The 11,354-nt window shown below is 71.4% G+C and carries 7 protein-coding genes, 2 tRNA genes, 1 other RNA gene and 1 pseudogene; 6 read left to right on the top strand and 5 right to left on the bottom strand.

The genetic code is table 11. The features are described from left to right. Nucleotides 1-116 precede the first annotated feature (116 nt). Nucleotides 117-204 (bottom strand) — tRNA-Ser (locus ACFWI9_RS12460). Between the two features lie 73 nt (nt 205-277). Here ACFWI9_RS12460 and ffs point away from each other — a divergent pair. The 6 genes from ffs to ACFWI9_RS12430 all read left to right on the top strand — a co-directional run bounded on the left by ffs (nt 278) and on the right by ACFWI9_RS12430 (nt 9,074). Further along, nucleotides 278-372, top strand: an RNA gene (gene ffs, locus ACFWI9_RS12455) — signal recognition particle sRNA small type. An 80-nt stretch (nt 373-452) separates the two neighbouring features. Next, nucleotides 453-2,813, top strand: coding sequence for a DNA polymerase III subunit gamma and tau (locus tag ACFWI9_RS12450; RefSeq protein WP_387161190.1), 2,361 nt, complete (start codon nt 453-455; stop codon nt 2,811-2,813). Between the two features lie 61 nt (nt 2,814-2,874). Further along, nucleotides 2,875-4,125: a phosphoribosylamine--glycine ligase gene (gene purD / locus ACFWI9_RS12445; RefSeq protein WP_387161187.1), complete on the top strand. Its 1,251-nt coding sequence runs from the start codon at nt 2,875-2,877 to the stop codon at nt 4,123-4,125. A gap of 264 nt (nt 4,126-4,389) precedes the next feature. Further along, complete coding sequence (locus ACFWI9_RS12440) at nt 4,390-6,297, top strand: hypothetical protein (RefSeq protein WP_387161186.1); 1,908 nt, start codon at nt 4,390-4,392, stop codon at nt 6,295-6,297. A gap of 234 nt (nt 6,298-6,531) precedes the next feature. Next, entirely contained in the window at nt 6,532-7,998 is a 1,467-nt protein-coding gene (locus tag ACFWI9_RS12435; RefSeq protein WP_387161228.1) for a N,N-dimethylformamidase beta subunit family domain-containing protein, read from the top strand. Between the two features lie 158 nt (nt 7,999-8,156). Continuing rightward, complete coding sequence (locus tag ACFWI9_RS12430; protein WP_387161185.1) at nt 8,157-9,074, top strand: phosphoribosylaminoimidazolesuccinocarboxamide synthase; 918 nt, start codon at nt 8,157-8,159, stop codon at nt 9,072-9,074. 53 nt (nt 9,075-9,127) lie between these two features. Here ACFWI9_RS12430 and ACFWI9_RS12425 read toward each other — a convergent pair. From ACFWI9_RS12425 to ACFWI9_RS12410, 4 genes and pseudogenes are all read right to left on the bottom strand, one after another. Then, a tRNA-Gly gene (locus ACFWI9_RS12425) sits at nt 9,128-9,200 on the bottom strand. Between the two features lie 22 nt (nt 9,201-9,222). Beyond that, complete coding sequence (locus ACFWI9_RS12420) at nt 9,223-9,840, bottom strand: response regulator (RefSeq protein WP_387161184.1); 618 nt, start codon at nt 9,838-9,840, stop codon at nt 9,223-9,225. Between the two features lie 17 nt (nt 9,841-9,857). Further along, nucleotides 9,858-10,058 (bottom strand): annotated as a pseudogene (locus ACFWI9_RS12415) (histidine kinase); the annotation flags it as partial. A 105-nt stretch (nt 10,059-10,163) separates the two neighbouring features. After that, entirely contained in the window at nt 10,164-11,099 is a 936-nt protein-coding gene (locus ACFWI9_RS12410) for an ABC transporter ATP-binding protein (protein WP_387161182.1), read from the bottom strand. Nucleotides 11,100-11,354 lie beyond the last annotated feature (255 nt).

The raw sequence follows: 11,354 nt of genomic DNA, 5'->3' as shown, positions 1-11,354 counted from the left end.
GCTTGTGTGAAATATCCTAACTCCCGGAAATAAATGACACCAACCCTGCCCCCCCGCACGTCGACGGGCCCCGCCGCGACCGGTGGGGCCCTTCGACATCGTGCCCGGTGAGGCACTGGCGGAGGATACGAGATTCGAACTCGTGAGGGGTTGCCCCCAACACGCTTTCCAAGCGTGCGCCCTAGGCCTCTAGGCGAATCCTCCGCCGAGAACATTACATGACGCTGAGGAGTGCTCGCGAACTCGTTCCGGGCCCCCGCCATCAGGTACTCTGTGCGGAGCCCCTCACGTGGCGCTATCTGACTGAACTCCCCCAGGGCCGGAAGGCAGCAAGGGTAGGTCGGCTCTGGCGGGTGCGTGGGGGGCGTTTGCGTACCCGGTGCGGGGTCGGTGGGTGGGCGGGTTTCATGGGGCGGGGTCGGATGTCGGTGGGCCCCGATAACCTCGTAGGCGTGTCGTCCCTTGCCTTGTACCGCCGCTACCGCCCCGAGTCCTTCGCCGAGGTCATCGGGCAGGAGCATGTCACCGACCCGTTGCAGCAGGCGCTGCGCAACAACCGGGTCAATCACGCGTACCTGTTCAGCGGGCCGCGTGGCTGTGGCAAGACGACCAGTGCCCGCATCCTCGCGCGCTGTCTGAACTGCGAGCAGGGGCCGACGCCGACGCCCTGCGGGGAGTGCCAGTCCTGCCGGGACCTCGCCCGGAACGGGCCGGGGTCGATCGATGTCATCGAGATCGACGCGGCTTCGCACGGCGGTGTGGACGACGCCCGTGAGCTGCGCGAGAAGGCGTTCTTCGGGCCGGCGTCCAGCCGGTACAAGATCTACATCATCGACGAGGCCCACATGGTCACGTCGGCCGGGTTCAACGCGCTGCTGAAGGTGGTCGAGGAGCCTCCGGAGCACCTCAAGTTCATCTTCGCCACCACCGAGCCCGAGAAGGTCATCGGGACCATCCGGTCCAGGACCCACCACTATCCGTTCCGGCTCGTCCCGCCCGGGACGCTCAGGGAGTATCTGGGCGAGGTGTGCGGACGGGAGGGCATTCCCGTCGATGACGGGGTGTTGCCGCTGGTCGTGCGAGCCGGAGCCGGGTCGGTGCGTGACTCGATGTCCGTGATGGACCAGTTGCTCGCCGGGGCCGCCGACGACGGTGTGACGTACGCCATGGCCACGGCGCTCCTCGGCTACACGGACGGGGCGCTGCTGGACTCCGTCGTGGACGCGTTCGCGTCGGGAGACGGGGCCGCGGCGTTCGAGGTGGTGGACCGGGTCATCGAGGGCGGCAACGATCCGCGCCGTTTCGTCGCCGATCTGCTGGAGCGGCTGCGTGATCTGGTGATCCTCGCGGCGGTGCCGGACGCGGCCGGGAAGGGCCTGATCGACGCGCCTGCGGATGTGGTCGAACGGATGCAGGCCCAGGCCCAGGTCTTCGGTGCCGCCGAGCTCAGCAGAGCAGCGGACCTTGTCAACACGGGGCTCACCGAGATGCGTGGGGCGACCTCGCCCAGGCTTCAGCTCGAGCTGATCTGCGCCCGGGTGCTGCTGCCCGCCGCCTTTGACGACGAGCGTTCGTTCCAGGCGCGGCTCGACCGGCTGGAGCGCGGTGTCGCCTTCCCCGCGGCCGGGCAGTCGCTCGCGATGGGGTACGTGCCTGCCACCGACGCCCATATGCCGCCCGGTCCGCATGGGCCGGTCGGTACCGGTCCAGGTGCGGGCCCCGGGGGCGGCCCCGCTGCCGCGCGTGCCGCGGCACGAGGGCCCGTGGCGGAGCCGCAGCAGACATCTCCGCAGCCGGGGCCTGGGCCGGCTGCCGCGGAGGCGCCGTCCGCCGTCTCGGGCCGACACGAAGCGGAAGTGGTCCAGCCGACGCCACCGCCCACGCCTGAGCCCGTCGCGCCGACGCAGGCTGCGCCGTCTGCACCTGAGCCTGCCGGGCCCAGGCCCGGCGCCTGGCCGGGCGGTTCAAGCTCCGCGTCCGAGTCCGGGCAGCGGCCCGGAGCCTGGCCTTCCGCAGCCGCGCCCGGCCAGGGGCGGCCTGCCCCGGCCCAGCCGCCCACGGCCGCTGCCCCGACGCCCACTTCCGCCCCCAGCCCCACCCAGGGCCCACCGAGCGGCGGGGTCTCGCCGGGGGCGGCGCAGGGCGCCGCCCAGGTGCGGAACATGTGGCCCGCCATCCTGGAGGCCGTGAAGAACCGCCGCCGATTCACCTGGATCCTGCTCAGCCAGAACGCCCAGGTGGCGGGATTCGACGGCAGCACGCTCCAACTCGGCTTCATCAACGCGGGCGCCCGGGACAACTTCGCGAGCAGCGGCAGCGAGGAGGTGCTCCGTCAGGCGCTCGCCGAGCAGTTCAACGTGCAGTGGAAGATCGAGGCGATCATCGATCCGTCCGGTGGCGCCGGCCCGTCCCCGGGCCCGGGACCCGGTGGCGGTGGGGGCTACGGTGGCCGCCCCGGCCCCGGTCAGCCGTTCGCGCCATCCGCTCCGTCCGCGCCCCCGGCGTCCTATGGCGCGGCGCCGCACACCGCCACCGCCGCGACCGCCGCCTCCGCTTCCACGCCGTCCGCCCCCGGGCAGTCGCGCCCTGAGCAGACGGCGCCGTCGGCCTCGCAGCAGTCCCCCGCAGCCGGCGGTCCGCACAGTGCGGGCCCGGGGTCCGGGCCCGGCACCGGGCACCGGGAGCCCGTGGCGCTGGAGGACGACATTCCGGAGGAGGACGATCCTGACCTCGTGGACTCCGCACTCTCCGGTCACGAGCTGATCGTCCGGGAGCTCGGTGCCACGGTCGTGGAGGAATACACAAACGAGTAGCGGAGGCTGCTTCGGTGGCCCGCACAAAGCCCAGCCTCGGCCGCGGGCTACCCTGGCTGCCGTGAAGGTCCTCGTCATCGGCGGCGGCGCCCGCGAACACGCCCTGTGCCGCTCACTGTCCCTCGATCCCGACGTCACCGCGCTGCACTGCGCGCCCGGCAACGCCGGAATCGCCGAGGTCGCCGAACCGCACCCGGTGGACGCCCTCGACGGCGGCGCCGTGGCCGCGCTCGCCACCGCCCTGGAGGCCGACCTCGTTGTCGTCGGCCCCGAGGCGCCCCTCGTGGCCGGTGTCGCCGACGCGGTGCGCGCCGCGGGGATCGCCTGCTTCGGCCCGTCCGGGGAAGCCGCGCGGATCGAGGGCTCCAAGGCGTTCGCCAAGGAGGTCATGGCCGCGGCGAACGTGCCCACGGCCCGCTCGTACATCTGCGCCACTCCCGAGGAGGTCGACGAGGCGCTTGACGCCTTCGGGCCCCCGTACGTGGTCAAGGACGACGGACTGGCGGCCGGCAAGGGCGTCGTGGTGACCGATGACCTGGCCGCCGCGCGCGAGCACGCGCTCGCCTGCGGACAGGTGGTCATCGAGGAGTACCTCGACGGACCCGAGGTCTCCCTCTTCGCCATCACGGACGGCGAGACGGTGCTGCCGCTCCAGCCCGCCCAGGACTTCAAGCGGGCCCTGGACGCCGACCAGGGGCCGAACACCGGCGGCATGGGGGCGTACTCCCCGCTGCCCTGGGCCGACCCCAAGCTGGTCGAGGACGTCCTGGAGAACGTGCTCCAGCCGACGGTGGACGAGATGCGCCGACGCGGCACCCCGTTCTCCGGGCTGCTGTACGCGGGTCTCGCGATCACCAGCCGGGGCGTACGGGTGATCGAGTTCAACGCCCGTTTCGGTGACCCCGAGACCCAGGTGGTGCTGGCCCGTCTCAGGACCCCGCTCGCAGGCCTGCTGCTGAGCGCGGCGCGGGGCACCCTGGACAGCGAACCACCGCTCAAGTGGCGCGATGACGCCGCCGTCACCGTGGTCGTGGCCTCGCACAACTACCCCGGAACGCCGCGCACCGGTGACCCGATCGAGGGACTGGACGAGGTCGCCGCGCAGGACGCTCCGCACGCCTACGTGCTGCACGCCGGTACCAGGCACGACGGCGGGGCGATCGTCAGCGCCGGGGGCCGGGTGCTGTCGGTGACAGCCACCGGCGAGGACCTCGCGCAGGCCAGGCAACGCGCCTATGCAGCAGTCGGCCGTATCCGGCTCGACGGTTCACAGCACCGTACGGACATCGCCCGCGAGGCCGCCGGGGAGTGAACCCGTGAGACCCCGGGTAGCGGCAGGGGAGTGAATCCGGCCGCCTGTCGGTCTGGTGTCGGCCCGTCATCGCCTTTGCCCAAGGCCATTCCATCGAGTGATGGCTGAGCCATCCGGATGACTGCCGCCGAAGCCCCAACTAGGGTGCGGCCCAGGCGTTCCGGCACTTGGCCCACCGGCATTGCGATGTCGGTGGCGGGTGCCAGAGTGGGGTCGTGACCTACACCGCCGCAGGGCAGAGGGGCAGAGGGGGTGAGTCCGGCCGTGTCCGGAACCGGTATCGGTGAGGAGGCGGGCGCGTTGGCCGCCCGTTCCCGGGCCCTTGCCGTGCTGCGTGTCCGCAGCAGGGCACTGGCCCTGGCGCTGCTGCCCGCGGCGGTCGCCGTCGTGCTGCTGGCCGGGGAGGCCACAGGCACCCTCGGAGGCGGCAGCGGCTGGGACGCAGCGCGCTGGGCGGTGACATCGGCCGCGGTCGTGGTGCTGCTGTTCACGGCTGCCGTGGCCCTGATGATCGCCCGGGCGATGCCGGCGGTCAGTCCCACGGTGGAGCTGTCGCAGCAGTCCGCTCCGGATCTGTACCGGATGGTGGAGGAGCTCGCCGACCGGCTGGGTGTGCCTGTGCCGTCCTCGATAGCACTCACCCCCGACTGCGACAGCTGGCTCGAGGACCGGACCCATCCGGCGACCCGCACGGGCAAGGGCCTGGGCAAAGGCGCGGACAAAGGCACGGATACGAGCGCGATCACACGTGCGGGCATGAGCGCGGGCACTTTCATATCCCAGGCCGTATCGGGCGGTGCTCACCGTACGGCGACCGCGCCCGTGCTGGTGATCGGTTCGCCCTTCCTGTGGTGGATGCGGGTCGCCGAACTGAGGGCCGTGCTGGCCCCGGTGGTCGCGGGCACCGGTCCTTCCACCCACCCCGACATAGCCGCGGCCCGCCGTTTCATCCGCGGTCTCGACGCGGCTGTGGGAGCCGCCGCCCGGCCAGGGCTAGGTCCGGTACGCGGGCCCGCGCTCGGGCTCGCGGGCCATATCTCGCGGATCCTCCTGCGCGGCTCCCGGGTGCACGCCGCGGCCATGGAGCGGGCGGTCGCCGCCGCCGCGTCCGAGCGTGCACAGGCTGTGGACTACGGTCTGCGGATCGTGGCGCAGGAACAGGTCGGCCTCGCCTATGCGGGCTGGGACCGGCTGCTGACCCGGGTGGCACTGCCCGCCTGGCGGATGGGGCGCTGGCCGTCCCGGCTCGACGCCGGCGTGGTCTCCGCACTGACCGAACTGTCCCGTCGCGACCGGCTGGCGGAGGGCTTCGCCTCCCGACTGGGCGAGCGGCCCGCCTGCGATCTGCTGGAGGAGCCGGGCGCCGTGGACGAAGCCGCCTCCCTGCTCGCCGCCCGCCTCTTCCACGGATGTCCCGGTGAGGGCGGGGCCGACTGGGCACCCGTGGACTGGCAGGCGTATCCGGAAGAGGTCGTGGACCGCAAGTGGCGTACGGAAGCGGCCAGGCTCCACCGGGTCCTGGACTCGATGGGGATACGTCCCGCCGCCGCACCCTCGGGACCGAATCTCGCCCGGGTGATGGACTACCTCACCGTTGCCGGGCCGTCCTCCGCGGTGCCCTCTGCAGGCGGACCGGTGCCGCCCGTGGAACCGGAGCTGCGGCGGGAGTGGGAGCCGGAGCCGGGGCACGACCCTGATGACGGTTCCGGCTCGGATTCGGGCCCCGGTGGCGCACTCGCCGCCGGGATCAGCGCGGAGGTCGCCCGCGAAGAGGCGGCCCGCGAACGGACCGGGGGAGCCGCGGGCTCCGCCGGCCAGCCCGGATGCGTGCCGGGCGGTTCGGCCGTTGGAACCGACGCACTGGGCGGCGACGTACCGCACGTCTGGGTCACGGAACCACTGCCGCTCTTCCCGCTCCAGCCGCCGCGCACCGCCCGTGAGCTGCTCGCCGACCATGTCATCGCGATGGTCTGCTGCGCGGCCGTCGACACCGCCGGTGCCACTCCGGGACTCGACTGGCTCGACGGGCCAGCCCTTCTCATCCGTGGCGAGCGCAGCGCCGACCTGAGCGGCCGGGTGCTGAGCCTGGTCGAGGACGGTGACCCCGAACCGCTGCGCGACTGGTTCACCACGGTCGGCGTGCGCCCGGAGAAGCCCGTCCGGCTGGTGTGACGCAGCAGCCGTGCCACGGCGAGCACCCCGGCAGCCGTCCGGCGCCGGGACGTTGCCGGGGCGCGGTCAGAATGGCGCATTCCGTTCACGGAAATTCACGACGAACGGTGACGGCGTGCGTGCGTTATGTGATGTGCTGGGGCAGGGCGCCGACAGAAGCCGTGAAGCAACCAACTCCTACGGCCGGTGCCTTCCATCAGAACAGTGGCCGGGCTACCGGAGGAGGGGCGCGAGATGGGGGCGGAGCAGATCCGGCGCTGGGAGTCAGGCGCCCTCGCACATGCGGTCTCCGATCCTTTCGGCCAGGGCCCGCTGCCCTGGCTGCGGAACAGCGAGCAGTACGTCGACGACGCCGGCCAGGTCGTGCCCTGGTACGCGGACCCCGATCCGGGCCGCGGCGACAGCACCCGGGGCCGTCCGCGTACCGCCGACGACGTCAGCCGCCAGATCAAGGGCTTCGCTTCCAGCGGGGCGGTCGCCCCCGGTGAGGCCATCGACTTCCATGTGACGGTCAACCCGCCGCAGCAGTTCTCTGTCGACGTCTACCGCATCGGCCACTACGGCGGCGACGGCGCAGCCAAGATCACCACCAGTCCGCGGCTCGCCGGCATCGTCCAGCCGCCGCCGCTCACCGCCGAGCGCACGGTCTCCTGCCACCACTGGTGGCTCTCCTGGCGCCTCCAGGTTCCCTCGTACTGGTCGATCGGGGCGTATGTCGCCGTCCTCACCACGGCGGACGGCCACCGCTCCCACATCCCCTTCACCGTGCGGGACGCCCATCCGGCCGATCTGCTCCTGCTGCTGCCGGACATCACCTGGCAGGCGTACAACCTCTATCCGGAAGACGGCAGGACCGGTGCCAGCCTCTACCACGCCTGGGACGAACACGGCCGGCTGCTCGGAGAGGAGGACGCCGCGATCACGGTCTCGTTCGACCGCCCCTACGCGGGCGCGGGCCTCCCCCTCCATGTCGGGCACGCATACGACTTCATCCGCTGGGCCGAGCGCTACGGCTACCACCTCGCCTACGCCGACACCCGCGATCTGCACGCGGGCCGGGTCGACCCGGCCCGCTACCGGGGGCTGGTGTTCCCCGGCCATGACGAGTACTGGTCGGCGCCCATGCGCCGGACCGTCGAGTCCGCCCGGAGCCACGGCACATCCGTCGTCTTCCTCTCCGCCAACACCATGTACTGGCAGGTCGAGCTGGGCCCCTCGGCGTCGGGCGTCCCCGACCGGCTGCTCACCTGCCGCAAGCGCCGCGGTCCGGGGCGGTCGGCACTCTGGCGCGAGGTCGGGCGGCCGGAGCAGCAGTTGCTGGGCATCCAGTACGCGGGGCGGGTCCCCGAACCGAGCCCCCTGGTCGTGCGCAACGCCGAGCACTGGCTGTGGGAGGCCACCGGAGCGGGTGAAGGCGACGAGATCGCGGGCCTGGTCGCGGGCGAGGCCGACCGGTACTTCCCCCGCACCGCACTCCCCGAACACCAGGGCCGCATCCTGCTCGCCCACTCGCCCTACCAGGACAGCGAGGGCGTCATCCGGCACCAGGAGACCTCCCTGTATCGCGCCCCCTCCGGCGCCTGGGTGTTCGCCTCCGGCACCTTCGCCTGGTCACCGGCGCTCGACCGGCCCGGTCATGTGGACCCCAGGATCCAGCGCGCCACCGCCAATCTGCTGGATCGGATCTGCAAGCGGGACTGACGCCTTCACAGTTCTGCGCTGGACCTGGGTCGGCCTGTGCTGGCCGCGTCGCGAACGGCCCGTGTGGCCTGCGCGGCTCCACCCTGCCCTGCCTGCACGCGGACGGTCAGGGTGGGAGACAATCGGGGGGCCCTTGGATGTAACCACGCGGAGGAACCGTGTCCGGATTCGTAGAAAAGCCCGAGCCGCTCCAGGTTCCTGGGCTGACGCACCTCCACAGCGGCAAGGTGCGTGATCTGTACCGGACCGAGGCCGGTGAGCTTGTGATGGTCGCGAGCGACCGGATCTCCGCGTACGACTGGGTGCTGCCGACCGAGATCCCCGACAAGGGGCGGATCCTCACCCAGCTCTCCCTCTGGTGGTTCGAGCGGCTTGAGGACCTTGTCCCCAACCATGTGCTCTCCACCGACCTCCCCGCCGGGGCGCCCGCTGACTGGGAGGGGCGCACCCTCGTCTGCAAGGCCCTGGAGATGATCCCGGTCGAGTGCGTGGCCCGTGGCTATCTCACCGGCTCCGGTCTGGTCGAGTACAACGCCGACCGCACCGTCTGCGGGCTCGGTCTCCCGGAAGGGCTCCTCGACGGCTCCGAGCTGCCCGCCCCGATCTTCACCCCCGCCACCAAGGCCGCCGTCGGAGACCACGACGAGAACGTCTCGTACGAGGAGGTCGCCCATCAGGTCGGCGCGGAGACCGCAGCGCTGCTGCGCCAGAAGACCCTCGAGGTCTACGGGCGAGCCCGGGATATCGCGCGTGAGCGGGGGCTCATCCTCGCGGACACCAAGTTCGAGTTCGGCTTCACCCGGGGCGATGGCGGCACCGAGCCCGAGCTGGTGCTCGCCGACGAGGTGCTGACGCCTGACTCCTCGCGTTACTGGCCCGCCGACGCCTGGCAGCCGGGCCGCGCCCAGCCGTCGTACGACAAGCAGTACGTACGGGACTGGCTCACCTCGCCTGGATCCGGCTGGGACCGCAAGAGCGAGCAGCCGCCGCCTCCGCTGCCGCAGGAGGTGGTGGCGGCGACCCGCGCCAAGTACGCGGAGGCCTACGAGCTGCTGACCGGCGTCCCCTGGTCGTGAGCCCTTCGGGGCATGCCAAAGCCCCCGGCCGAAGACCGGGGGCTTTGATCCTGAGCGGACGACGAGGCTCGAACTCGCGACCTCAACCTTGGCAAGGTTGCGCTCTACCAACTGAGCTACGTCCGCATGCGCCGTGGCGCGGAAGCCACTATACCCAACCTCGCTCCCGTGCGAGACGCACCGCGGTGTGCCGATTGCCCGCTCCCAGCTTCGAAGCCGCCGACGACAGATAGTTGCGCACCGTCCCAGGGGACAGTGCGGCCCGCTCGGCGATCTCCACGATGGCGGCGCCGTCGGCGGCCAGCTCAAGGACCTCGGCCTCGCGGACGGTCAGTGGCGAGTCGCCCGCGGAGATCGCGTCGGCGGCCAACTCCGGGTCCACGTAGCGGTTTCCCGCCTGCACGGTACGGATGATCTCGGCGAGGCGCTGGGCGCTGACGGTCTTGGGGACAAAGCCGCGCACTCCGGCGGCCAGGGCTCGTTTCAGATGCCCGGGACGGCCGTGACTGGTGACGATCATGGTCCGGCACTCCGGCAGCTCGGTCCGTAGCTCTGTGGCGACCCTCACACCGTCGACACCGGGCATCTGGAGGTCCAGCACCGCGATATCGGGCCGGTGCGCCCTGGCCATGGCGAGGGCTTCGGGTCCGGAGGCCGCCTCCGCCACGACGACCAGGTCGTCCTCAAGGGCGAGCAGGGCGGCGAGGGCGCCCCGGATGAGGTGCTCGTCGTCGGCGAGCAGAACCCGTACCAGCTCCTGGCTCACAGCTGCGCCAGCGCCTGCTCTGTCGCACCGCGCTGCGTCAGCTGCACCGCCAGCTCGCTCTTGAGGGCGATCACCGCGAGATTGCGGCCCATCACATCGTGCAGATCGCGGCCGAAGCGCAGCCGTTCCTCGGCGACCGCCAGCCGTGCCTGTAGTTCCCTCGTGCGGTCCAGCTCCCAGACGGCATCCACGAGCCAGGCGGAGAAGGCATAGGTGAAGGAGATACCGGCAGCGCCCATCAAGGTGCCGACTCCGGTTGGTGGCGGTCGGGGTGGCGCTCGTGGTGGTGGAGGGGGCCGCGGTGGCGGCGGTCGTGGTGGTGTTCATCGTGCACCTGCCCGTTCTTCTTCGCTCCTGCCCGATCGCGCGATGTCGAGGAAGGCCTCTTCGAGGGTGGCCGAGCGGGCATCAAGCCCTTCCAACTCCACCTCTGACTCGGCCGCCCAGCCGAGCAGTTCACCCAGGCACTGCTGAAGCCGATGCGTTCGGATTTCGACGCGTCGGCCTTCGGACGCGGCATGCAGCCTGAGCGGCAACCGTCCGGCCGGGACGCCCTCGGGGAGCATGAAGCGGATACGGGCCGGACGTGAGGCCGATACCTCCTCCGGTGTGCCGGTGGCGACTATCCGGCCCCGGTGCATGATCGCCAGCCGGTCGGCGAGTGCTTCGGCCTCTTCCATGTGATGCGTGGTCAGCAAATCGGTCGTGCCTCCGTCCCGCAGCTCCCGCACCAACCGCCAGGTGTCCTGGCGGCCTTCCACGTCGAGCCCGGTCGTCGGCTCGTCGAGGAACAGCACCTCGGGCCGACCGAGCAGGGCGAGCGCCAGATCGAGGCGCCGGCGCTCGCCACCGGAGAGCTGCTTGACGCGTATGCCCGACCGATGGCCGAGGTCCACGAGCTCGATAGCCTCCGCGGGCGGTCGGGCCCCGCTGGTGCAGCCCGCCCACATACGCACGGCCTCGCTGACCGTCAGGTCGGAGGGGAAACCGCCTTCCTGGAGCATCACCCCGGTCCTGGGCCGAACGGCGGCGCGCTCGCGGTACGGGTCATGGCCCAGCACTCGCACGGTCCCCCCGCTCGGCGCGGCCAGCCCCTCCAGCAGCTCGACCGTGGAGGTCTTGCCCGCGCCGTTCGTGCCGAGCAGCGCGAACAACTCACCCCGTGCCACGGAGAAGGTGATCCCGCTCACGGCCTCGAACCCACCGGTGTAACTGCGGCGCAGCCCACCGGCCTCGATCACATTCTCGGTCGTCGCCATATTTCAAGGATTCCGCCCGAGCCGGGCAGTGAGCAGTGCGCGCTGTCATCGGGGCTTATGACAAATGTCAGTGCGGACCGATAGGCCGGCTGGGCATATGGCCGGGTATACGACTGGACATACGACGAAGGCCCCCGGCGGGTTTAACCGGGGCGTCGCCCCCCGCGCCGGCCACGAGATTGGAACACGCCGCCCACAACATGGGCACGGGTTTGTATAACCAAAATTGCCCCTCCCCCGATCAACCCCCTCGGG

Source organism: Streptomyces sp. NPDC127084 (assembly GCF_042724175.1).
Classification (GTDB): domain Bacteria; phylum Actinomycetota; class Actinomycetes; order Streptomycetales; family Streptomycetaceae; genus Streptomyces.
Note: the sequence above shows the minus strand (reverse complement) of the source record. Positions and strands in the feature narration are given on the sequence as shown.

Coding starts and splice junctions, on each gene's coding strand:
- ACFWI9_RS12435 (WP_387161228.1), top strand. CDS start 6,532: ATGGGGGCGGAGCAGATCCGGCGCTGGGAGTCAGGCGCCCTCGCACAT.
- ACFWI9_RS12410 (WP_387161182.1), bottom strand. CDS start 11,099: ATGGCGACGACCGAGAATGTGATCGAGGCCGGTGGGCTGCGCCGCAGT.